The sequence below is a fragment of the Bacillus sp. FJAT-47783 genome (assembly GCF_022808615.1).
In the GTDB taxonomy this organism is placed as follows: Bacteria; Bacillota; Bacilli; order Bacillales; family Aeribacillaceae; genus Bacillus_BZ.
The window spans coordinates 41,508-64,857 of the sequence record NZ_JAKZKS010000003.1 but is presented as its reverse complement, the minus strand read 5'-3'; the positions used below and the strand labels follow the sequence as shown (position 1 = coordinate 64,857).

Here is a 23,350-nt window from a genome sequence, read left to right as displayed (position 1 = left end):
AAATGAATATGGTCCATTTTGCATATACTAATGGAACCAATAAATTTTTCAGTCCTGTCGCCACCCCATTCGTTGTCATATGAATGGGGTTTAAATACTCGGCCATGCCGAGTATTTATTATGGAAAAAGATTAAAAAAACGGTGGCGTAAAAAGGGATGTTGTATTATAATAAAAAATTGTGATAAAATTATCGTTTTTTAGGTTTAGACTTTTAAAAATACGAATAAACTATTTATTGTAAGTTGTCAAGAGAATTACGCAAAAGATTATTCGACAATTCTCCTGCTGCTCTAATAAAAGAAAAAGTCTCTACTCCTTATCTTTTATTCAAATAATAGCAGGAATCTTCAAAGTGATGGAGAAATAAGAGATATGGTGAAAATATTTGTCGATGCAGATGCTTGTCCTGTTAAAAAGGAAATTTCGACAGTTGCTGCTCGTTACAATATTCCAGTACATTATGTAGCATCCTATGCTCATATAACAACAAATCAACCGGAGGAAACATGGACATATGTTGATAATGAAAAAGAATCGGTTGACATGTTCATTATGAACAACACGAGAGCGCGTGACATCGTTATTACCCATGATATTGGACTTGCCAGCATCTTATTAACAAAATTCGTTAAAGTTTTATCTCCAAAAGGTAGATTATTTTCAGAAGATACGATAGAGACAGCTTTATATCTTCGGTATATTTCGGCAAAAGAACGCAAGCGCGGTCACTTTACGAAAGGACCAAAGCCTTTCTCCGAATTGAATCGTCTCCAGTTTATCAAAAGTTTAGAAAAAATTTTGTCGAATCATGCAGGAGAATAAAAATAATTCACGAATACTTATTCACGGAGTGTGTTCAATGGGAAAAAGAATTCCCGATGATGTGGTTGAGAATGTACAAAAATCTTCCGATATTGTCGATGTCGTAGGCGAATATGTCCAACTAAAAAAACAAGGACGAAACTATTTTGGCTTATGTCCATTCCATGGAGAGAATACACCTTCATTTTCCGTATCTCCAGATAAACAAATATTCCATTGCTTCGGCTGTGGTGCTGGGGGAAATGTTATTTCCTTTTTAATGCAAATAGAAGGCCTCAGCTTTACAGAAAGTGTTGCGAAGTTGGCAGAACGAACAAACATTTCGTTGCCTGAAGAGGTGCTATCTGTTCATGACACACCCGTTAACTCAAACAACGAAGCAGACCGAATGATCGAAGCATATGAGTTATTAAAGAAATTTTACCATCATTTGTTAGTAAATACAAAGGAAGGTCAGCATGCATTAAATTATTTGTTGTCGAGAGGATTATCAGAAGAGTTAATCCACAAGTTTGAAATTGGATATTCTTTGGATAATTGGGGCTTTATAACAAAATTTTTAATTAAAAGAGGATTTGATGCCGACCTTTTAGAAAAAGCCGGTATTGCGATTAAAAAGGAAGATGGAACATTTTTCGATCGTTTTCGAAATCGCATCATGTTCCCGATCAAGAACCATCAAGGAAAAACGATTGCTTTTTCAGGAAGAGTTCTACAAGGTGATGACCAACCGAAATATTTAAACAGTCCTGAAACGAAAATCTTTAATAAGCGAAAAATCTTGTATAACTTTCATCAAGCAAGATTACATATACGAAAAAATCAAGAGGCTGTTTTATTTGAAGGGTTTGTTGATGTAATTTCAGCCGTTAAAGCCGGTATTCAACATTCAATTGCGACAATGGGCACATCGCTTACTGAAGAGCATGCCAAAATTATTAGCCGAAATGTTGAAACGGCTGTCATCTGCTATGATTCCGATTCTGCAGGAATTGAAGCTACCTTTAAAGCAGCTAAAATATTACAACAGTCGGGATGCCATGTAAAGGTTGCAATGATGCCTGAAGGCTATGACCCTGATGACTACATCAATCAATTTGGCGTTGAAAAGTTTAGTCATGATGTAATAGGGGCTAGTGTGGCACTAATGGCATTCAAAATGCACTATTACCGCAGAGGGAAAAACCTCCATGATGAATCTGATCGGTTAAAGTATATAGGAGAGGTCATAAAAGAACTTAGCCTACTATCAAATGAAGTAGAGCAGGAGCTTTACATTGGTCAATTAGCAGATGAGTTTTCGATATCAAGAGAGACCTTAAAATCTCAATTGAAACAACTTGTTAGCAAAAGGAAAACGCATAATACGAACCGTGATGAACCACAAATATTGCAGCCACGTACGCAAACTCGCCCGTTATTACCAGCTTTTCATAATGCTGAACGAATGCTCATTGCTCATATGCTTCGTAATAGAGATGTGGCAGACCGCGTATTACATGAAATCGGAGTGGAGTTTAATATTGAGGAACATCGTGCCATTGCTACGTACTTATATGCCTATTATGAAGAAGGTCATGAACCCGATATTAGTCACTTTTTAAGTAAACTTCCAAATGATCAAATTAGTTGTGTAGTATCAGATATTGCCATGATGAATATTTCAAATGAATTTAATGAACAGGAAATAAAGGATTATATTTCACATGTGTCGAAACAAAAAGAAATGACCATCCTAAAGGAAAAGGAAGCAGAAAGGCGAGAAGCAGAGAGGCAAAAAGATTATGTAAAAGCGGCACAAATTGCTATGGAACTTATTCAATTAAAAATGAGCAAATAACTCGTTGGATAGATGTAAAGCTGTATGAGTCTGGAAGGAGGGGATCCAATGGCTGAAAAACAAACCCATGCAGAGGTTACTTTAGATCAAGTGAAAGATCAAATTGTAGAATTGGGTAAAAAGCGAGGCGTTTTAACATACGAAGAGATTGCAGAACGTATGGCTAGCTTTGAGGTTGATTCAGACCAAATGGATGAGTATTACGAGTATTTAGGTGATCAAGGTATTGAGCTTATTGGAGAAAACGGTGAAAGTGATGATCCGAATATCCAAGATTTAGCGAAGGAAGAAGATGAGGAATTCGATTTAAATGACTTAAGCGTTCCTCCAGGTGTAAAAATAAATGACCCTGTAAGAATGTATTTGAAAGAAATTGGCCGTGTTGATTTATTATCTGCTGATGAAGAAATCGAGCTAGCAAAGCGCATTGAAGAAGGCGACGAAGAGGCGAAGCGTAGACTAGCAGAAGCTAACTTACGTCTCGTTGTTAGCATTGCAAAACGCTATGTAGGTCGCGGAATGCTATTCTTAGATTTAATCCAAGAAGGCAATATGGGACTGATGAAAGCAGTTGAGAAATTCGATTTCCAAAAAGGTTTCAAATTTAGTACGTATGCAACATGGTGGATACGTCAAGCGATTACGCGTGCCATTGCTGATCAGGCTAGAACAATTCGTATTCCGGTTCACATGGTGGAAACGATCAATAAATTAATCCGTGTTCAAAGGCAATTGCTTCAAGATTTAGGGCGCGAACCAACTCCAGAAGAAATTGCTGAAGATATGGATTTGACTCCTGATAAAGTAAGGGAAATTTTGAAAATTGCACAGGAGCCTGTTTCGCTTGAAACACCTATTGGTGAAGAAGATGACTCTCATTTAGGTGATTTCATCGAAGATCAAGAAGCTACTTCACCTTCTGAGCATGCGGCTTATGAATTGCTGAAAGAGCAGCTAGAAGATGTATTAGATACGCTAACAGATCGTGAAGAAAATGTTTTACGTCTTCGCTTTGGATTAGACGATGGACGAACACGTACATTGGAAGAAGTAGGTAAAGTTTTTGGTGTTACACGTGAGCGTATTCGCCAAATTGAAGCAAAGGCTTTACGTAAATTGCGCCATCCAAGTCGTAGTAAGCGACTAAAAGACTTTTTAGAATAGGTGAAATGAGGGGCAGACAATCGTCTGTCCTTTTTTATATTTAAAAAAATAGACTTTAGCTAAAATTGTTACAAGATTTGGGATCCTATCCTTTTTTGTTTTGAAAACGCTATCATCGAGAAAAATAATTCCGTATGTACATTATTTTACTGAATCTTCATGCTTTTTGCAAACGGGTAATGTAGAAAAAAGCGAAAATAAAGTGAATATTAAAAATTTTAAATATTGAGAAAAAGTTTCATTTCTATATATAATAGAAGTGTAAGCGTATTCGCGGTTAAATGGGGGGATAATATGAATTTTGACTTAACGTCAGAACAAAGTATGGTTAAGAAGATGATGCGTGAATTTTCGGAGGAAGAAGTAGCACCAGGTGCAGACGAACGAGACCGTACGAAAAAGTTTCCAAAAGAGGTGTTTGACAAACTAGGGAAGCTAGGTATAATGGGTCTTCCTTTTCCTGAAGAATATGGGGGTGGAGGTAGTGACACAATTAGCTTTGCGATTGTAGTGGAAGAATTAAGCCGTGTATGTGGCTCAACGGGGATCACCTATTCTGCCCATATTTCTTTAGGCGGAGCACCGATTTATATGTTCGGTTCAGAAGAACAAAAGCGAAAGTATTTAACGCAAATTTGTTCAGGGGAATCACTTGGGGCTTTTGGACTTACAGAACCGAATGCAGGATCAGATGCAGGGGGAACGCTGACAGAAGCGACAGAAGAAGGGGATTTGTTTGTTATTAACGGTAACAAGTGTTTTATTACGAATGCATCATACGCTAAGTTTTTAGCCTTAACAGCTGTAACTGGTCGAAATGGCGGTGAAAAAGAAATTAGTGCGATAATCGTTCCAACGGATGCGAAAGGTTTCACGATTCTTGATCAATATGAAAAAATGGGGCTACATGCATCGAATACAACTGAACTCATTCTTGAAGACGTGAGAGTCCCTCAAGAATATTTATTAGGTAAGCGAGGGGAAGGCTTTAAACAATTTTTAAAAACATTAGACGGTGGAAGAATAGGTATTGGGGCCATGGCTGTAGGGATTGCGCAAGGAGCTTATGAAAGAGCGCTTCAATATGCAAAGGAGCGCAAACAATTCGGTAAAACGTTAAGTCAATTTCAGGCCATTCAATTTAAATTAGCGGACATGGCTATGAAAATTGAATTAGCTCGAAATATGGTGTATAAAGCAGCATGGTTAAAAGATCAAGGAAAACCATTTTCTAAAGAGGCTTCGATGTGTAAATTATACGCTTCTGAGGTCTGTATGGAAATTACAAATCAAGCTGTACAAATTCATGGTGGATATGGATATATGAAAGAGTATCAAGTGGAGCGGTATATGAGAGATGCAAAGTTGTTAGAAATTGGAGAAGGTACAAGTGAAGTACAACGACTTGTTATTGCAAGACAGATTGGTTGTTAATTGACTGAGCGCTTGTTCGTAATTCAAAAACTTCATCCGTTTGTGATGAAGTTTTTTTGTCAAAAACGTGAAATTCGACAATTCCTTTACATAAATACTTTTCCTTCTTGAAAAATTAAAGTAAAATAGACATTGGTTTAAGTTTTTATTTGTACTACTTATGAAGTCTATACATAAGGGAGGTTTACAAAAATGAATCGTAATCCACTTATTCCATTCTTTCTCATCGCGGTACTTGGAATTGGACTTATGTTTGCCTTCTCCTTCATCGGATTGAATAATTCAAAAGAATTAGCAGAAGGTGAAAATGGAGATGGTGACACAGCAGATGTAGCAGATGCAACTCCAGAGGAAATTTATCAAGCAAGCTGTATTAGCTGTCACGGGCAAAATTATGAAGGTGGCGTTGGCCCTGCTTTAACTGGTGTAGGCGATCGTCTATCCGAAGATGAAATTAAAGATGTTCTGAAAAATGGTAGGGGCACGATGCCTCCTGGATTAGTTCCAGATGAGAAGCTTGATGAAATGGCGAAATGGATCACTGAAATTAAATAATGTAAACGCTACGATTCAAATGGTAAAAAAAGTCTTCCGGTTAGGAGGACTTTTTTTATCTACCCATTACGAACAAGATTTTTCTTTCCGCGTAAAACAAGATAGAATAGAATTGAAACTAAAAAAATTAGGTGAAATAAAATGAATGAGATACAGCTTTCAAAACGATTACGAACAGTCGCTAAATTCATTCCAAAAGGTGCAGTCGTAGCTGATATTGGCTCTGATCATGCTTATTTACCTTGTTATGCGATCTTAAACGGCATTGCAGAAAACGCCATTGCTGGTGAAGTGAATGAAGGGCCATACCGGTCAGCTCTTTTGCAAGTGAAGAGAGTGAATTTAACAGATAAAATTTCTGTAAGAAAAGGTGATGGGCTTTCCGTTTTAGGAGAAAGTGAAGCAACATGTATAACCATTGCTGGGATGGGGGGCACATTAATTAAAACGATTTTAGAAGAAGGAAAAGAAAAGCTACGTCATGTTTCGAGATTAATTTTGCAACCTAACATTCATGCCATTGAAATTCGTAAATGGTTATATGTAAATGGTTGGGAACTGAAGCATGAAGAAATTTTAGAAGAAGACAAGAAAATTTACGAAGTGCTCGTTGCTGATAAAGGAGATGTACATAAGCCATACGAAGGCCTTTCATTGCATACAGCATTGCTGATGGGACCATTTTTAATGAAAGAAAAGAGTCCTGTTTATATGAAAAAATGGACGAATGAAAAAGCGCATTGGGAAAACGTTTATCATCAATTAAATCGTGCGACGGAAACGGATGAGCTAAAAAAGAAAAAAGCAGAAATGAAAGAGATTTTATCGTATATTAAGGAGGGTTTATAATGGCAAAAGAAGCGAACGGCCAATTTATTATTCAACTGTTTGAGCAATTTTCTCCGAAAAAGTATGCGATGGAAGGGGATAAGATCGGCCTGCAAATTGGGACATTAAGTAAGCCCGTTAAACGAGTTATGATTGCCCTTGATGTATTAGAGGAAGTCGTCGATGAAGCGATTGAAAAAAATGTTGATTTAATTATCGCTCATCACCCACCTATATTCCGACCATTAAAAAATATCGTAACAGACAAGGCGCAAGGTCGTATCGTTGAAAAGTGTATAAAACATGATATAGCAGTTTATGCTGCACATACGAATTTAGATGTTGCTGTCGGAGGAGTCAATGACTTATTAGCAGAAAAACTACAATTAATGAATACGAAAGTGCTTATTCCAACTTACCATGAGCTTGTAAAAAAACTAGTGGTCTTCGTTCCTGAGAATTATGCTGATCAAGTACGAGAGGCAATCGGACAGGCTGGAGCTGGCTTTATCGGGAATTATAGTCATTGCACATTTAATACAGAAGGGACTGGCACGTTTAAACCACAAGAAGGAACAAACCCATTTATCGGTGAAAAAGGCAAGCTAGAAAAAGTAGATGAAGTCCGTATTGAATCTGTTTTTCCTGCCTCTATTCAAGGAAAGGTCATGAAGGCAATGATTCAAGCACATCCTTATGAAGAAGTAGCTTATGATATTTATTCTCTTGATAATGAAGGGGAAGTACTCGGTCTTGGACGAATTGGTGAATTAAAAGAACAGATGTCTTTAAAACAGTTTGCTGAGCATGTAAAGACGTGTTTCCAAGTGGATAGCGTGCGGGTTGTTGGCTCGTTAACAGATAAGGTGAAAAAGGTTGCTATAGTGGGTGGTGACGGGAATAAATATATTCATCAAGCGAAAATGAGTGGTGCAGACGTTTATGTAACAGGAGACATCTATTACCACGTTGCCCATGATGCGATGATGTTAGGGCTTAATATGGTTGACCCTGGTCACCATGTTGAAAAGGTGATGAAAGAAGGCGTTACCGAAAAATTAAAACACATTTGCGAAAAAGAAGGATTAAATGTAACAATCTTTCCGTCTGAACCGTCGACAGACCCATTTACGTTTGTATAAGAAAAAGCACTTAAGCTAAAGCGCTTAAGTGCTTATTTTTTTATCTTCACTTTCGGTAATATTTTTTCAATAGGAACGTTAGATTCGATGTTCCATGTTGATTCGTCGTTCGGATCATATTTTTCTATAAATTGAATGACTTCCTTTACGATTGGAGTTGGGGTAGAAGCGCCTGCTGTCACGGCAACTTTTTCAACTCCTTTTAACCATTCCAGTTTAATTTCAGTGACGTTGGCAATTCGATAAGCTTTTGTTCCAGCGATTTCTTCTGACACTTGGGCTAAACGGTTTGAGTTATTACTTCTTGGATCACCAACGACCAATGTTAAATCCGCTTCTTTTGCTTGTTCAGCGACCGCCTCTTGTCGAACTTGTGTTGCTAAACAAATTTCTTGATGAAATTCTACATGGGGATACTTTTCTTTCACCTTCTCCATTATATCGTGGACATCCCATTGACTCATCGTCGTTTGATTCGTTACGATTATTTTTTCACTATTTATATGAAGTTCCTCAACATCTTCTTCGTTTTCAACAAGATGGACGATATCTGGTGCTACCCCAACAGCACCTTCTGGTTCTGGATGCCCTTTCTTTCCGATGTATATAACTTGATACCCTTCTGCTTTTTTCTCTCGAATTAAGTCGTGTGTTTTCGTCACATCAGGACATGTTGCATCAATGGTTACAAGTCCTTTCTCTTTTGCAAGCTTTCGAATTTGAGGAGACACCCCATGTGCGGTAAAGATGACGGTTCCTTTGTCTACTTTTTTTAATATTTCAAGTCTATTTTTACCATCTAATGTAATAATTCCCTCAGCCTCAAAAGCATCTGTTACGTGTTTATTATGAACGATCATTCCTAAGATGTAGATCGGTCTCGGTAATGTTTTGTCTAGTGCGGCATTTTTGGCAATGACCATTGCATCTACTACACCATAACAGTAGCCGCGAGGTGAAATTTTAATGACTTCCATTAGAGTTTCCTCCTAATGCATAGTACGAAATGAAAAAAGCCGTCAAAACGGCTTGTTCTTCTTCGTCTTCTTCTCCCATTATATCTGACATTGAAAGATAATACAAAGCCTTCATGAACTTTACGGAGAGTAAACGTCAAAAAGAAAACCCATTATAAAATAACGGGTCCGGTCTTAAATATATAGTTTTGGTGTAGATTGACCTGATGAGGTTTTCTTTTTTTCACTTTGCTTTGACTTAACTCTTGAAGAGGCCTTCGCTTTATCTTTTTGTGTCTTATTTTCTTCTTCATTCTCCTTAGTGCTATCCTCTTCTTCTGACTCTTCTAAAATATCTACATCTGAGGTTTCTTCCTCTTCATCAGCATCATCACTGCTTTTCAATTCTCGATACAGCTTAAACATGGCAGGTAAATTTTTTACTAACGGACCATATTGTTGGACAACGGGTGTAATTTGCTGTGCCATCCCTAGAGCCTTTTGTACATTCCCAAGCATACTAGAAATATTTGTAGGGTTTGTAAGTCCTTGCACTCCTCCTGCAACGTTACTCGCAGTATTCATCACTCCCATCGGTGCTTGACTCGATGGGAAAACCCTTGATATAAGCCCTTTTAATCCACCACCACGCCCAACTGCTCCGCCCATCATTGGATTCGGTCTTACAGGCATTGGTCTGAAAGGTTGAAGGAAAGGATTCATCGGTGGTCGTGGTACCATCGGCTGCTGTGGAAACGGAGGACCTGGTCGTCCAGGAAACATCTTTTTTCCCCCTTTCTATTTGCTTCACTACAAATAAAGTATGCAAAACATAGAGAAAATGTTTTTTCGAATTGGAGTTTTTCTCTTATTTTGTTTATAATCAAGAAATGGATTTAATGAATTTCGTATGTAAAAAGGAGTTGTAGAAGGAATGGCAACGAAATTTACAAAGTTTTCGTTTCAACCTTTTCTAATAGATGCGATTGAATCGTTACGTTTTTATGAACCAACTGAAATACAAGAGCGAATGATACCGCTTGTATTAAGTGGTAAAAGTGCAATCGGACAATCGCAAACCGGAACGGGAAAAACACATTCGTATCTTTTGCCGTTAATTGAAAAAATCGATCGTCATAAGCAGGAAGTTCAAGTTGTTATTACAGCACCAACGAGGGAATTAGCGAGACAGATTTATCAAGAAGTGTTGAAAGTAACAAAATTCAGTGAAAAAGATGTGCCAATTCAGGCACGTTTATTTATCGGTGGAACAGACAAGCTTCGTACAATTGATAAACTAAAAACGCAACCGCATATCGTCGTTGGTACACCCGGTCGTATTTTTGACTTAGTGAAAGACCAGGCGTTAAATATTCATACTGCAACAAGTCTTGTCGTTGATGAAGCAGACTTAATGCTTGATTTAGGGTTTATTTATGAGGTAGACCAAATAGCCAGTCGCTTACCTGAAGATTTACAAATGCTCGTATTCTCTGCAACAATTCCAGAAAAGTTAAAGCCCTTCTTAAAAAAGTATATGGAAAATCCTGAATATGCTCATGTCGAGCCTAAAAAAGTAACAGCTGAAAAAGTTGAACAAATTCTTGTGCCTCAACGCCATCGAAATAAAGTAAATTTAGTTCATGATATTCTCGTTTCACTTAATCCGTATTTAGCTATTGTTTTTGTGAATACGAAAACGAAAGCTGATGAAATGGCTGATGCCCTATTACAGAAAGGGTTAAAAGTGGGGCGTATTCATGGAGGATTAACACCGCGCGAACGAAAGAAAATGATGCGTCAAATCAATGATTTAGATTTTCAATATATTGTTGCGACAGATTTAGCGGCTCGGGGAATTGACATAGAAGGTGTATCTCATATTATTAATGCCGAAATTCCGTCGGATTTAGATTTTTATATTCATCGCGTCGGACGAACAGCTCGAGCAGGTCATTCCGGTTTTGCCTACACCATATATGACGAAAAGGATGAAGAAGCGTTACTCCAGCTTGAAAAAAGAGGGATTGAGTTCGAAAACATGGATATTCAAGCTGGAACGTGGAATAAAATCGATGATCGTCACCGTCGTAAAAAGAGGAAAAAGCAAGCGAATGAAGCAGATATGATGGCAAAACGAATGGTGAAAAAACCGAAAAAAGTAAAGCCAGGATATAAGAAGAAAATGAAAGAACAAATGGAACAAATAAAAAAGAAACAATATCGCGCAAGAAAAAAGGGAAAGTAGGGAGAGGGAAAGAATGTTGAAAATTGGTTCTCATGTTTCCATGAGTGGGAAAAAGATGTTACTTGCTGCAAGTGAAGAAGCAGTATCCTATGGCGCCAATACGTTTATGATTTATACAGGTGCTCCGCAAAATACGAGAAGAAAAAAAATTGAAGAATTAAATATTGAAGCGGGAACAGAGCATATGAAAATGCACGGCATTGAGGAAATTGTCGTACACGCTCCTTACATTATTAACATTGGGAATACGAATAATCCTAGTACGTTTCAACTTGGTGTTGACTTCTTAAAAATGGAAATTGAGCGTACGGAAGCTTTAGGAGCAAAACAAATCGTTCTACACCCTGGCGCACACGTTGGGGCAGGTGCAGAAGCAGGAATCAAAAAAATTATTGAAGGTTTAAATGAAGTGATTGAAAAAAATCAAACTGTTCAAATTGCATTAGAGACAATGGCGGGTAAAGGATCTGAGTGTGGACGTTCGTTCGAAGAAATTGCCCAAATTATTGATGGTGTTACTTTTAATGAACATTTATCGGTCTGCTTTGATACGTGTCATACACACGATGCAGGCTATGATATTGTGAATGATTTTGATGGTGTGTTAAATCAATTTGATCAAATAGTAGGCTTAGATCGCATAAAAGTTCTTCATATTAATGACAGTAAAAATGAAAAAGGAGCAAGAAAAGACCGACATGAAAATATCGGTTTTGGTCATATCGGGTTTAAAGCATTGAACTACATCGTTCACCACCCGCAATTAAAAGATATTCCTAAAATCTTAGAAACACCATATGTAGGTGAAGACAAAAAAAATAAAAAACCACCTTACAAAATAGAAATCGACATGCTTCGAAATCAAACATTTGACGAAGATGCTTTACAAAAAATTGAACAACAATAACAAAAAGAGCTGCCATGACATTTGGCAGCTCTTCTACTATTCAATAAAATCTAAAAAAATCTTATTTACTTTTTGAGCTGTTTCATTTGACGTGATCTTTGCTATTTTTTTTAGAAGGTTTATACGTTCTTGATCGTCAAAAATATTAATGTTTTTGCCCCGAATAAGTTTGACGATTTGCTTTGCTTGCGTTTCTGATAATGCAATTTGATGCTGCTTTGCATAATTTAATAATTCATCATACTTTAAATTATTTATTTTTTGATTCACTATTTTTTGAAATAAAATCATACCCTCTCCTCCCTCTTCAATGTTAATGTATGGTGAAATAAAAAAAAGTTGAGTTATTTCTGTGAATAATGAAGCTTTTTTATCGTGATTGTCATCGTTTTTTAATACAATAAAGAAAAGGGGGGATTGATATACAGAAGCAACATAAGAAGGAAAAGATAGGCCATATCATTTTCCGTTTTTGCATGATTTATATTGGTGCATCACTTGCAGCATTAAGTATCGAGCTTTTATTAATGCCAAATAATATTATCGATGGAGGAATTATCGGCATTTCGCTTATCATTGATTATTTATTTGCGGATAAAGTATCGCTATTAAACTTTGCGATTGTTGTCGTTTTATTAAATTTACCATTTATGTATTTTGGGTATAAGCAAATTGGTAAAACGTTTATGTTTTCCTCTTTATTTGGAATTATTAGCTTAGCGATAATGGAACGGTTTCTTCATCACTTTGATGCCTTTACGACAGAGCCGATACTTGCAACCGTCTTTGGTGGCTTAGTATTAGGAGGGGGAGTAGGCCTTGTTATTCGCCACGGTGGCTCCCTTGACGGAACCGAGATTTTAGGGATTTTATTAACGAAAAGGCTACCATTTTCTATTGGGGAATTTGTCATGTTTTTTAACGTTTTTATTTTCCTTTGGGCCGCGTTTGTTTTCGGTGTAGAACAAGCGATGTATTCAGTTATTGCCTATTATGTCGCCTTTAAGATGATCGATGCCGTCATTCAAGGATTAGACGAAACAAAAGCTGTCATTATTGTATCGGATAAATATGATGAGGTGTCTGAAGCGATTTTACATCGATTAGGGCGTGGAACGACAAAGTTAAAAGGAAAAGGCGGTTACACAGATGATGAAAAAGAAGTTATCTATGCTGTCATTACAAGGCTTGAAGTAACAAAATTAAAATCAATTATCCATGAAATTGATCCAGATGCATTTATTACCATTATGAATACACAAGAAACAAAAGGGGCAAAATTTAAATCGGCCATCCATTAATGGGGTATATAGCCATGAGAATTGATTTCTTTACAAACAATTTTCATTGCTGTATACTCTTTTTGTTATATAAATAAATCGTAATGATTCTGAAAAGTAAGGTGAAAATTATGATAAAGGACCCGGTTATTGACATACGGAACTTATCTTTTCAATATGATCAACGGATTGTACTTGAAAATATAAATTTAACCGTTGAAAAAGGAGCCTTTTTAGGACTTGTTGGTCCAAATGGATCTGGAAAGTCAACATTATTAAAATGTATACTCGGTTTATTAAAACCGCAAAAGGGTAATATTCAATTATTTGGTCAAGACATTCAAAAATTTAAAGAGTGGAGTCGAATTGGTTTCGTTTCCCAAAAAGCGAATAGTTTTAATTCTGGATTTCCGGCAACGGTTTTTGAAGTCGTTGCAAGTGGGTTAACAGCGAAAATAGGCCTGTTTAAATTTTTTACTCGTTCGTATCATCCGAAAGTGTTTGATGCTTTAAAAGCAGTGAAAATGGAGCAATTTGCTAACCGAAATATTGGAGAGTTATCCGGAGGTCAACAACAACGAGTTTTTATTGCAAGAGCACTCGTAAGTAATCCGGATGTACTCATTTTAGATGAACCAACAGTTGGAATTGATGCAGATACTGTTCAAAGCTTTTATGAACTGTTAGAAAAATTAAATAAAGAATTGAATATTACACTTATTTTAGTTACACATGATACAGGAACGGTTACAGATAAAGTGACACATGTGGCTTGCTTGAATAAGTCACTGCATTTCCATGGAAAGTCAAAGGAATTTAAGGATATTCAAGAAAAAGAGCTTACACAATTTTACGGACATTCTGTTCATGTGTTAACACATGAGCATTAGTAGTAGGTGGAGGAAATCAAATGCTTCAAAACATTTTTCAATATGAATTTTTACAAAATGCATTTTTATCAGGGATTTTAATTGGCTTAATTGCTCCTTTACTTGGTGTGTTTATAGTCGTAAGAAGAATGTCCCTAATAGCCGATGCCCTAAGTCATGTCACGTTAGCTGGCATTGCTGCTAGCTTACTTTTATCAAAAAAAGTACTTATTTTTTCTCAAGTAAATCCGATTTATTTAGGAATGGGCTTTTCTGTTACAGGTGCTCTCTTTATTGAGAAGCTTCGTACGGTGTATAAACATTATGAAGAGCTTGCTATTCCAATCATTTTATCTGCTGGAATCGGGTTAGGTGTCGTATTTATTTCTTTAGCGGATGGCTTTAATACCGATTTATTTAGTTATTTATTCGGTAGTGTAAGCGCCGTGACGAGAACAGATTTATACGTTATTATAGGTGTAGCCACTTTAGTTTTTTTCTTTGTTATTTCATTTTTTAAAGAGCTGTTTAATTTGTCATTTGATGAGGAACATTCTGTTGCTTCGGGAATTCCCGCAAAGTTTATTCACTTTTTATTTATATTAACGGTTGCTCTTGTGATAAGTGCTTCTATGCGAATTGTCGGTATTCTTTTAGTGTCATCTTTAATGACACTTCCAGTCGCTGCAAGTCTACGTTTAGCCAATGGTTTTAAACAAACTGTCATACTTTCTGTTGTGTTAGGAGAGGTTGCTGTCATCTGTGGGTTATTTTTAGCTTATTATTTAGATCTTGCCCCAGGTGGAACGATAGTTGTCCTTTCTGTTCTCATTTTAATCCTCTCTATTCTTTGGACGAAGGCTAAAGTTAAAAGGAGTCAAGAGATATGAACGTACAAGAGGCTTTAGAATGTTTAAAGGAGCAAGGATATAAATATACTGCCAAGCGTGAGGAAATGCTTGAAATTTTTGCACGTTCAAATAAATATTTAACAGCAAAAGATGTATTGGAAATGATGAAAGACGACTATCCTAGTTTAAGCTTCGATACGATTTATCGCAACTTGTCGTTGTTTGCACAATTAAATATTTTAGAAATGACGGAGCTTTCTGGTGAAAAGCATTTTAGGTTTAGTTGTAATTTAAACCATCATCATCACCATTTTATTTGTTTGGATTGTGGAAAAACGAAGGAAATTCATTCGTGTCCAATGGACTCTTTAAAAGAGCGTTTAAGTGGGTATGAAGTAAGTGGACATAAATTTGAAATATACGGGACTTGCCCTGATTGTAAATAAATTGAAACAAGAAAAGCCGCTTGAAGCGGCTTTTCTTATGGAAGAATCATTTTATTTGATTGTTTATCCTGATTCCAAAAATGGTTAACCCATGTTTTTGCTTCAAGCCAATTGGAGATACGAATCACATTGTTTGGAATCGGGTCACGATTATACGGAGCATCAAAAAGTAAAACTGGAATACAAAGTTCTTCTGCTAACATTACGGCATTATCATGTTTGTCTTCGAAAAAAATATCGATTTCATGATTTTTTGCTGCAGATAGCTTATCATGTGTCCCAACTAAGTCAATGTGGTGATAAGAAACTTTATTTTCATGGAACCATTTATAAGTTAGCTCCTCTAAATGCTTTCTCCTCGCTGTTATATAAATTAACTGGTGCGTGTCATTCCATTCATTTAAAACTTGTTTAGCATATGGAGCAGTTGGAGCTTGTTGATAAATAGTCGGTTCATGATGATCCATCCATTTCCAGAACTCCTCTTGGTTAATGTTTAAAATGGTCGTTAAATCATATTGTTTAATATCCTCTAATGTAATATTTAACCCAAAGGATTTGTTTAAATATGGTACAAATGTTTCGGCGGCTGTTACCGTTCCATCAATGTCAATTCCGAGACGTAACATGTTTTATATACACTCCTTAAGTCTATCTATTCCAATAAAGTTAGTGTACCATAACCTGTTATTAACTTTGACTGTAAACTTTTACATTCATAAGAATTATGTCTAAACCTATACTATAAATGCTCCTACTTTTGAAAGCGAGGGATTTAGAGTGGCAAATGACCGACAGTATGATTATCATGATGGAGCTAACTTCCATGTTGAAGATGACCGAAAAGCCATGAATGAAGACCGCGATTATATGGAGGAAACTGCAGCAGAATTAGATGTGCCAATGAATGCAGTAAACCGAGAGGAAAGTAAAGAGGAGCGCGACTTAGGAGTAGACAATGGTCGAACAACGGGGTTTGTAAGTTTAGCCTTATCGATTATTTCACTATTCGTTTTACCTGTATTATTAGGAGCTGCAGGTATCGTTGTTGGATTTATGGCAAGAAGAAGGGGAGCACAATCACTTGGGAACTGGGCAATTGGTATAGGTGCCGTTTCCATTCTGTTAGGCATTTTCGTCTTGCCTTTTTTCTAATAAAAATGGGCTTGGAGCGCACCGCTCCAAGCTTTTTCAATTCAAGAAAGTCTTAAGCTTTTTCTTCTGCTGCTTTTTTCGCAAAATATTCTTCTGCTAACTTATCCACTTCTTTTTTTAATTCTTCAACCATTGTTTCTTCAGGAACTTTACGAACGATTTGGCCTTTGCGGAAAAGTAAGCCTTCACCGCGTGCGCCAGCTATTCCAATATCTGCTTCACGCGCTTCTCCAGGTCCGTTAACGGCGCATCCAAGAACGGCCACTTTTAGTGGTGCTTTAATTTTTGAAATGTATTCCTCTACTTCATTCGCAATACTAATTAAATCGATTTCAATCCGTCCGCACGTTGGACATGAGATTAATGTAGCTGCATTTGAAGCTAAACCGAATGTTTTTAATAATTCGCGAGCAACCTTCACTTCTTCAACAGGATCAGCACTTAAAGAGACGCGAAGTGTATTTCCAATTCCCTTATTTAAAATTACGCCTAGTCCAGCTGCGCTTTTTACTGTACCAGCAAACAATGTTCCAGATTCCGTAATACCTAAATGTAACGGATAATCAAATGCTTTCGCCGCCTTTTCATAAGCTTCGATAGCCAATGGGACATCGGAAGCTTTCATGGATACGATAATATCATGGAAATCCAAATCCTCTAAAATTTTAATATGATGCAACGCGCTTTCAACCATTCCATCTGCTGTTGGATATCCATACTTTTCTAAAATGCGTTTTTCTAAAGATCCGGCATTAACACCAATACGAATTGGGATACCGCGCTCTTTTGCTGCGTTTACAACAGCTTCAACTTTTTCACGTCTTCCAATATTACCTGGGTTAATGCGAATTTTATCTGCTCCGCCTTCAATTGCTTTTAAAGCGAGACGATAGTCAAAATGTATATCGACAACTAGAGGAATGTTAATTTGTTGTTTAATTTCCTTAATGGCATTTGCTGCCCGTTCATCTGGGCAGGCAACACGCACAATTTGGCAACCAGCTTCTTCTAATCGATGAATTTCTTTAACAGTTGCCTCCACATCGTGTGTTTTCGTCGTTGTCATACTTTGAATTACAACTTCGTTATTTCCACCTATTGTTAAATTCCCAACTTTAACGGGACGTGTTTTAGTACGGTGTGTAATTTCATTCACGAGTATATCGCTCCTTAAATTAGTAAGTTGTTTTACACCATGTTCTCTCCCAATATTTTAACAATGTGTTCATCCAATTGACAAGAAAGAAAAACTAATATTGCATATCTTTGTTGGTTACTTATACATTGGAAATTTATACGTTTGCCCAATAATAATCTTATTTGCTTTTGTGTTTTCATTTAATCGTTCGAAATCTGACACAATGGTATCAATGGGGACAGGAACTGATTCTTTATGTAATTGCTCCACTATCGATAAAACGGTTTCCCCTTGTTTCACTTCTTTCGTTACATACTGAATATCATTTTCTGTACTATTTGTATTCTCTTTTTGTGCAACTACTTCCATTACATTTTTTTCTTGAAAAGTGGGTAAAGTCCCGACCTTCAAGTCATAATAAACGATATATATAAACAATAGGAACAGGAAGAAACTAACGATACGTTTCATGATTAACCCCCAGGAAGGTTTTTCTCTTTATTTACTCATATGCTTGTACAATGAAAAAATACATGTTTGAGGAGATTTTTATGCTAACTTTCGTGTTAGGAATGCTCCCGTTTATTATGGTTTTAGGAAATTCTATGTTAATTCCGATTCTTCCAAACCTAGAGCATTCACTTTCTTTATCTCATGCAGAAACGAGCTTGATCTTGACGGTTTTTAATATACCTGCAGCGTTAATTATTCCTTTTGTTGGCTTTTATTCTGATCGGTATGGGAGAAAGAACTTAATCATATCGTCACTCATTCTTATTTTTTGTGGTGGTGTGATTTGCTTTATTAGTGGGTTTTTGCAAAGTAAAGAACTTGCCTTTCATACATTATTAGTAGGTAGGTTCCTTCAAGGATTAGGAACAGGAGGGACAACTCCACTCTCAATGGCACTTGTAGGGGATTTATATCGTGGGGAAAGGAGAGCAAAACAATTAGCGATATTAGAGGTATTTAATGGATCTGCCAAAGTACTTGCACCGATTATCGGTGCAATGTTGGCTTTAGTTTCTTGGTATTTTCCATTTATCGTCTTTCCATTATTAAGCTTCCTTTTAATTATAACGATTTCGTTTAATGTGCGAAATCACGCATCAGGAAAAGATTTTATTCCATTACAGTCATACATGGAGACAGTTTTGACCATTTTTAAAAAAGAGAAGAAATTATTGTTTAGTGTTTATTTATTCGGAGGAACCGGTTTATTTTTACTTTTCGGCATGCTTTATTATTTGTCCTATCAAATCGAAGAAATTTTTCGAATTGATGGTTTCTTTAAGGGAATTACGTTCTTCTTCCCGCTCAGCGCCTTAACGTTAAGCTCTTATTGGACTGGAAAGCGACTTCACTTAGAAGATAAGAAAGACCTTTACTTTATCCTGATCGGTTTTAGCCTTATGACCATTTCTTTTTTATTCCTTATCTTTTTTCAATCCTTTTCATTATTTATCTGTTTTTTAACGATTGGGTTTGGAGGTTTAGGGTTTGTTCTACCTACACTTAACTTGCTTATTACGTCAGCAGTTGATGATTCAGAACGTGGCGTTGTTGTTGCTCTTTATGGTGTAGCAAGATTTTTAGGAGTCGCATTAGGACCAACTTTATTTAGTCTCTTATTAAATAATAGGTCTTTCCTATTCTTTTTATCTTTCTTCCTGTTGCTCTTAACTCAAATTATCCTTCTGTTATCGCTTGTGAATAGTTATAAAATCATCAAAAATACATAATGACATGATTATTATTCGACAAAATTCCTAAGTCAGCTTAAAGCGATTGAATGGCATATTCCACAGATGGAGCGGATAAAAGATTCTTATTCGATTAGTGTAACGCTCTCACAATTAGCCAAAACACTATCCTACTCAACAAAAAAATTTTCTGTATAAAAAAGAAGCACGCTTTTTGTGCTTCTTTCAATTACTATTTTGTTTAGGGCTAGGAATCTCTTTTAACGTTAAGAATAGGATCATTAAATGGATAAACCAGTTGATATAAATTTTAAATGGAACAGTTGTTTGTAATGCGTCCATAATGATAAAAAAGGTTGTACTTAATGTAATGGCATATGCTGATAAGATCCATAACTGCTTGAAATTCAGTTTCTTATTTAACTTATTTTTGAAAATTATCGCGATTAGAGCTAAAATCGTAATTTCGAAAAATTTGGCAAAGGAAGCTCCGAAATATAACAAAAATAGTAAAACGGAAAGGATAATTGGTAAAAGCTCCTTGACTTGTTCAACTATATCTACAAGATCTGTTTTCGTCATCGGACTTTCCAATAATCCATAATCAAAAGATTGAGCAGTCCCATCAGAAACCAAAACAAGCTCATGCTTTAAAAAACCAATAGCGTTTTCTCGAATCTCGATCTCTTCTTTCGTAAACATTCCTTCATTATCAAAGATAACTATATAATCTCCACTTTTTCGTTCAATCGTTTTTTTATTATCAGACGATAATATGCCATCTTCAATTGTAAACGAAGGAAGGTCCGTTTGGATAATATGATCCAAATCTTTTAGTCCATTTACGATTCCGTAAGAGAAATGAATCGCATTCGGTAAAAAGGCTAAAAATGAAAGAAGAAAAGCATAAAAAATAGGCTTTCCTATTTTTTGAAAACGGAATAACGCAATTGATTGTGGGGAATATAAGCTTTTTACAAATTGAGAAAAAATATTCATCTGATTCACATCCCTTGATTGAAATCCTCACTTATTGTATCTTTCTCCAAGTAAATAGGCAAGATAATAGACTTATTAACAAACGGAAGAAAATAGTATGTAAAGGCTTTGTAAATTTTTTATTACATATTTGATTTCCTCTTTACAAAAAATAAATAAATCGTTAATAATGGTAAAGGTTGTAGATGTTTGTCGAAAAAGACAAAATGAGGGGTTGAATTTAATTGGAATTAGATATTCAGAAAATGATATTTGAATTCATTGGCGGCCTAGGTATTTTCTTATTTGGTATTAAATTAATGGGCGAAGGTTTGCAAAAATCTGCCGGAGACAAGCTAAGAGACATTTTAGACAAATTTACAACGAATCCGATTATGGGTATCCTAGCAGGTATTATTGTAACAGTGTTAATTCAATCGAGTAGTGGGACGACAGTCTTAACTGTAGGATTAGTCTCAGCAGGATTTATGACGTTAAGGCAAGCGATTGGCGTCATTATGGGAGCAAACATCGGTACAACTATTACTGCATTCATTATTGGTATTGAAATTAAAGAGTATGCCTTGCCGATCATATTCATCGGTGCCGTACTTTTATTCTTCTTTAAAAATAATAAAGTAAATAGTATCGGCCAAATATTTTTTGGTTTCGGTGCCTTATTCTTCGGACTTAACTTAATGGGCGATGGTATGAAACCGCTTCGTTCATTAGAAACATTTCATGATTTAACGGTTAGTATGAGTGATCAGCCGTTACTTGGTGTATTAATTGGGACGCTTTTCACGGTTATTGTCCAAAGCTCAAGTGCAACAATCGGAATTTTACAAGAATTACATGGGCAAGGTTTAATTGATTTAAAGGCTGCATTACCTGTATTATTCGGTGATAATATTGGGACAACGATTACAGCTGTTTTAGCATCTATCGGCGCTTCAATTGCTGCAAGACGAGCAGCGTTAACACACGTTATTTTCAACTTAATCGGTTCAACAATTTTCTTAGTTTTATTACCCGTTTTCACTTCAATCATTGATACAATCAAAATAAATATGGGGCTAAACCCACAGATGACCATTGCGTTTGCACACGGAATTTTCAATACGACTAACACGTTAATGCAAGCACCGTTTATTGCTGGATTAGCATGGCTAGTGACAAAAATTATTCCGGGTGAAGACTTAGCGATTGAATATAAACCGAAACATTTAGACCCTATTTTTATCGAGCAATCGCCGTCAATTGCTATTGGGCAGGCAAAAGAAGAAGTGTTAAGAATGGGTAAATTTGCTTCGGTTGGTTTAGAAGAAGCGAAGAATTATTTGTTTACGAAGGAACGTAAGCATGCTGAAACAACGAAACAGCTTGAAGATGCCATTAATAATTTAGATCGTAAAATTACGGAATACCTCATTTTGCTATCAAGAAAAGATATGTCAAAAGTCGATTCTGAACAGCATTCTGTATTGATGGATACGGTAAGAGATTTTGAACGAATCGGGGACCATTTTGAAAACATTGTAGAGCTTGTAGATTATCAAATTTCAAATAAAGTAACATTAACAAATCAAGCACTTGAAGATATAAACGAAATGTTTGATTTGTCAATCGAAGCAGTTAAAACTTCGATGCATGCATTAGATGATAATGATACTTCGTTAGCATCAAAAGTATTAAAATTAGAAGAGAAGATCGATAAGTTAGAGCGTTCGAATCGTAAAAAACATATTCTCCGTATAAATGAAGGAATTTGTACAGGGCAAGCAGGAATTATTTTTGTAGATATTATTAGTAACATTGAAAGAATTTCAGACCATTGTGTCAATATTGCCGAAACAGTGTTAGAAGTTCGGAACTAATAGTAAGAGATCCTTAACAGGGGTCTCTTACTTTTTTGCATAAGCGACGCGTGTGATGTATTGACTTTAATTTGATACGGTGTTAAAATATCTTTTGTCAGCTTAATAATTGGACCCTTAGCTCAGCTGGTTAGAGCAGACGGCTCATAACCGTCCGGTCGCAGGTTCGAGTCCTGCAGGGTCCATCTATCTAAAAATCGCTACAAATTTTGTAGCGATTTTCTCTTTTTACAGATCGATTTTGAAACGTACAAAGGTTAATACAATTTTGTGCATATAAATTGCAACATGTTGGTAAGTTTGGTAATCTGAAAAGGGAGCTTATACAGAAATAAGCTTTTGATTTTAAGTACATACAAACAATAAGGAGGAGTTTTACAATGGCATTTGAATTACCTAAATTACCTTATGAGTACGATGCATTGGAGCCTCACATTGACAAAGAGACAATGAATATTCATCACACAAAACATCACAACACATATGTTAACAATTTAAACGCTGCACTTGAAGGCCAAGAAGAACTATTAAGCAAAAGTGTAGAGGAGATTGTTGCAAATTTAGATGCTGTTCCTGAAGAAAAGCGTACAGCAGTCCGAAACAACGGAGGTGGACATGCTAACCATAGTCTTTTCTGGACCGTTCTTTCTCCAAACGGAGGCGGTGAGCCTTCAGGTGAATTAGCGGATGCCATTACGACTAAGTTCGGTAGCTTCGAAAGCTTTAAAGAGGAATTTACGAAAGCTGCTGCAACACGTTTTGGATCTGGTTGGGCATGGTTAGTCGTAAATAACGGAGAGCTTGAAGTAACAAGCACACCTAACCAAGATTCTCCTTTAATGGAAGGTAAAACACCAATCTTAGGGTTAGACGTTTGGGAGCATGCATACTACTTAAACTATCAAAACCGTCGTCCTGATTATATTTCTGCATTCTGGAATGTAGTAAATTGGAGCGAAGTTGAAAGACGTTACGCAGAAGCGAAATAATGTTTGAAAAGCAAGGGCATGTCGCCCTTGCTTTTTTTGAAAGGAAAAAGTATAAGTTTTTTTATTTACTCCTTTTGGTTATAGATTTCATACTTCAAGATCATTGAAATCGGTTCTTTCGCCGATTCTGACCTCTAACTTCTGAGTTCTGAACAAAATCGCGTTA

24 protein-coding genes and 1 tRNA gene are annotated in these 23,350 nt (G+C 36.3%); 18 read left to right on the top strand and 7 right to left on the bottom strand.

Annotated elements, in window-relative coordinates:
* Positions 1-374: 374 nt before the first annotated feature.
* The 7 genes from MLD65_RS04040 to MLD65_RS04010 all read left to right on the top strand — a co-directional run bounded on the left by MLD65_RS04040 (position 375) and on the right by MLD65_RS04010 (position 7,787).
* The gene (locus MLD65_RS04040) at positions 375-824 is read left to right on the top strand and encodes a YaiI/YqxD family protein (RefSeq protein ID WP_243290591.1); all 450 of its coding nucleotides are present in this window, start codon (positions 375-377) and stop codon (positions 822-824) included.
* A gap of 37 nt (positions 825-861) precedes the next feature.
* Entirely contained in the window at positions 862-2,664 is a 1,803-nt protein-coding gene (gene dnaG / locus MLD65_RS04035) for a DNA primase (RefSeq protein ID WP_243290590.1), read from the top strand.
* A gap of 48 nt (positions 2,665-2,712) precedes the next feature.
* A complete protein-coding gene (gene rpoD / locus MLD65_RS04030) occupies positions 2,713-3,828 on the top strand; it encodes an RNA polymerase sigma factor RpoD (protein ID WP_243290589.1) in 1,116 nt (371 codons plus the stop codon).
* A gap of 294 nt (positions 3,829-4,122) precedes the next feature.
* Positions 4,123-5,262 carry an acyl-CoA dehydrogenase gene (locus MLD65_RS04025; protein WP_243290588.1) on the top strand — a complete coding sequence of 380 codons (1,140 nt, stop codon included), beginning with the start codon at positions 4,123-4,125 and terminating at the stop codon, positions 5,260-5,262.
* Positions 5,263-5,454: 192 nt separating this feature from the next.
* Entirely contained in the window at positions 5,455-5,817 is a 363-nt protein-coding gene (cccA, locus tag MLD65_RS04020) for a cytochrome c550 (RefSeq protein ID WP_243290587.1), read from the top strand.
* Between the two features lie 141 nt (positions 5,818-5,958).
* On the top strand, positions 5,959-6,666 hold the full coding sequence (locus MLD65_RS04015) for a tRNA (adenine(22)-N(1))-methyltransferase (RefSeq protein WP_243290586.1): 708 nt from the start codon (positions 5,959-5,961) through the stop codon (positions 6,664-6,666).
* Positions 6,666-7,787 (top strand): Nif3-like dinuclear metal center hexameric protein, encoded by a 1,122-nt coding sequence (locus tag MLD65_RS04010; protein WP_243290585.1) that lies wholly within the window; start codon positions 6,666-6,668, stop codon positions 7,785-7,787. The genes MLD65_RS04015 and MLD65_RS04010 overlap by 1 nt, the downstream gene beginning before the upstream one ends.
* Before the next feature lie 32 nt (positions 7,788-7,819).
* Here the strand turns inward: MLD65_RS04010 and MLD65_RS04005 are convergent, their stop codons facing one another.
* Positions 7,820-8,764, bottom strand: a complete 945-nt coding sequence (locus MLD65_RS04005) for a 4-hydroxy-3-methylbut-2-enyl diphosphate reductase (protein WP_243290584.1) — start codon at positions 8,762-8,764, stop codon at positions 7,820-7,822.
* A 174-nt stretch (positions 8,765-8,938) separates the two neighbouring features.
* Positions 8,939-9,526, bottom strand: coding sequence for a VrrA/YqfQ family protein (vrrA, locus tag MLD65_RS04000; RefSeq protein WP_243290583.1), 588 nt, complete (start codon positions 9,524-9,526; stop codon positions 8,939-8,941).
* A 151-nt stretch (positions 9,527-9,677) separates the two neighbouring features.
* Between vrrA and MLD65_RS03995 the strand changes: the two genes are divergently transcribed.
* Both MLD65_RS03995 and MLD65_RS03990 read left to right on the top strand, forming a co-directional pair.
* Positions 9,678-10,991, top strand: coding sequence for a DEAD/DEAH box helicase (locus MLD65_RS03995; RefSeq protein WP_243290582.1), 1,314 nt, complete (start codon positions 9,678-9,680; stop codon positions 10,989-10,991).
* 13 nt (positions 10,992-11,004) lie between these two features.
* On the top strand, positions 11,005-11,898 hold the full coding sequence (locus MLD65_RS03990) for a deoxyribonuclease IV (RefSeq protein ID WP_243290581.1): 894 nt from the start codon (positions 11,005-11,007) through the stop codon (positions 11,896-11,898).
* 36 nt (positions 11,899-11,934) lie between these two features.
* Here MLD65_RS03990 and MLD65_RS03985 read toward each other — a convergent pair whose 3' ends face one another.
* Entirely contained in the window at positions 11,935-12,189 is a 255-nt protein-coding gene (locus MLD65_RS03985) for a DUF2624 domain-containing protein (RefSeq protein ID WP_243290580.1), read from the bottom strand.
* Between the two features lie 185 nt (positions 12,190-12,374).
* Here MLD65_RS03985 and MLD65_RS03980 point away from each other — a divergent pair, with 185 nt between their 5' ends.
* The 4 genes from MLD65_RS03980 (at position 12,375) to zur (ending at position 15,344) form a co-directional block, all read left to right on the top strand.
* A complete protein-coding gene (locus tag MLD65_RS03980) occupies positions 12,375-13,199 on the top strand; it encodes a YitT family protein (RefSeq protein WP_243290579.1) in 825 nt (274 codons plus the stop codon).
* A gap of 110 nt (positions 13,200-13,309) precedes the next feature.
* On the top strand, positions 13,310-14,068 hold the full coding sequence (locus MLD65_RS03975; RefSeq protein ID WP_243290578.1) for a metal ABC transporter ATP-binding protein: 759 nt from the start codon (positions 13,310-13,312) through the stop codon (positions 14,066-14,068).
* 20 nt (positions 14,069-14,088) lie between these two features.
* Positions 14,089-14,937: a metal ABC transporter permease gene (locus tag MLD65_RS03970; RefSeq protein WP_243290577.1), complete on the top strand. Its 849-nt coding sequence runs from the start codon at positions 14,089-14,091 to the stop codon at positions 14,935-14,937.
* A complete protein-coding gene (gene zur / locus MLD65_RS03965; RefSeq protein WP_243290576.1) occupies positions 14,934-15,344 on the top strand; it encodes a zinc uptake transcriptional repressor Zur in 411 nt (136 codons plus the stop codon). The genes MLD65_RS03970 and zur overlap by 4 nt, the downstream gene beginning before the upstream one ends.
* A 35-nt stretch (positions 15,345-15,379) precedes the next feature.
* Here zur and MLD65_RS03960 read toward each other — a convergent pair whose 3' ends face one another.
* Entirely contained in the window at positions 15,380-15,973 is a 594-nt protein-coding gene (locus MLD65_RS03960; RefSeq protein ID WP_243290575.1) for a hypothetical protein, read from the bottom strand.
* 151 nt (positions 15,974-16,124) lie between these two features.
* Here MLD65_RS03960 and MLD65_RS03955 point away from each other — a divergent pair, with 151 nt between their 5' ends.
* Positions 16,125-16,499: a DUF4190 domain-containing protein gene (locus MLD65_RS03955; protein ID WP_243290574.1), complete on the top strand. Its 375-nt coding sequence runs from the start codon at positions 16,125-16,127 to the stop codon at positions 16,497-16,499.
* Positions 16,500-16,551: 52 nt separating this feature from the next.
* Here MLD65_RS03955 and ispG read toward each other — a convergent pair whose 3' ends face one another.
* Together ispG and MLD65_RS03945 are read right to left on the bottom strand one after the other, a co-directional pair.
* A complete protein-coding gene (gene ispG / locus MLD65_RS03950) occupies positions 16,552-17,661 on the bottom strand; it encodes a flavodoxin-dependent (E)-4-hydroxy-3-methylbut-2-enyl-diphosphate synthase (RefSeq protein ID WP_243290712.1) in 1,110 nt (369 codons plus the stop codon).
* 111 nt (positions 17,662-17,772) lie between these two features.
* Entirely contained in the window at positions 17,773-18,108 is a 336-nt protein-coding gene (locus MLD65_RS03945; protein WP_243290573.1) for a hypothetical protein, read from the bottom strand.
* A gap of 80 nt (positions 18,109-18,188) precedes the next feature.
* Here MLD65_RS03945 and MLD65_RS03940 point away from each other — a divergent pair, with 80 nt between their 5' ends.
* Positions 18,189-19,379 carry an MFS transporter gene (locus tag MLD65_RS03940; protein WP_243290572.1) on the top strand — a complete coding sequence of 397 codons (1,191 nt, stop codon included), beginning with the start codon at positions 18,189-18,191 and terminating at the stop codon, positions 19,377-19,379.
* 186 nt (positions 19,380-19,565) lie between these two features.
* Here MLD65_RS03940 and MLD65_RS03935 read toward each other — a convergent pair whose 3' ends face one another.
* Positions 19,566-20,339, bottom strand: a complete 774-nt coding sequence (locus tag MLD65_RS03935) for a DUF1189 domain-containing protein (RefSeq protein ID WP_243290571.1) — start codon at positions 20,337-20,339, stop codon at positions 19,566-19,568.
* A 224-nt stretch (positions 20,340-20,563) separates the two neighbouring features.
* Here MLD65_RS03935 and MLD65_RS03930 point away from each other — a divergent pair, with 224 nt between their 5' ends.
* The 3 genes from MLD65_RS03930 to sodA all read left to right on the top strand — a co-directional run bounded on the left by MLD65_RS03930 (position 20,564) and on the right by sodA (position 23,184).
* Positions 20,564-22,195 (top strand): Na/Pi cotransporter family protein, encoded by a 1,632-nt coding sequence (locus MLD65_RS03930; RefSeq protein ID WP_243290570.1) that lies wholly within the window; start codon positions 20,564-20,566, stop codon positions 22,193-22,195.
* 111 nt (positions 22,196-22,306) lie between these two features.
* Positions 22,307-22,380: transfer RNA gene (locus MLD65_RS03925), tRNA-Ile, on the top strand.
* Positions 22,381-22,575: 195 nt separating this feature from the next.
* Positions 22,576-23,184, top strand: a complete 609-nt coding sequence (gene sodA / locus MLD65_RS03920; RefSeq protein ID WP_243290569.1) for a superoxide dismutase — start codon at positions 22,576-22,578, stop codon at positions 23,182-23,184.
* Positions 23,185-23,350 lie beyond the last annotated feature (166 nt).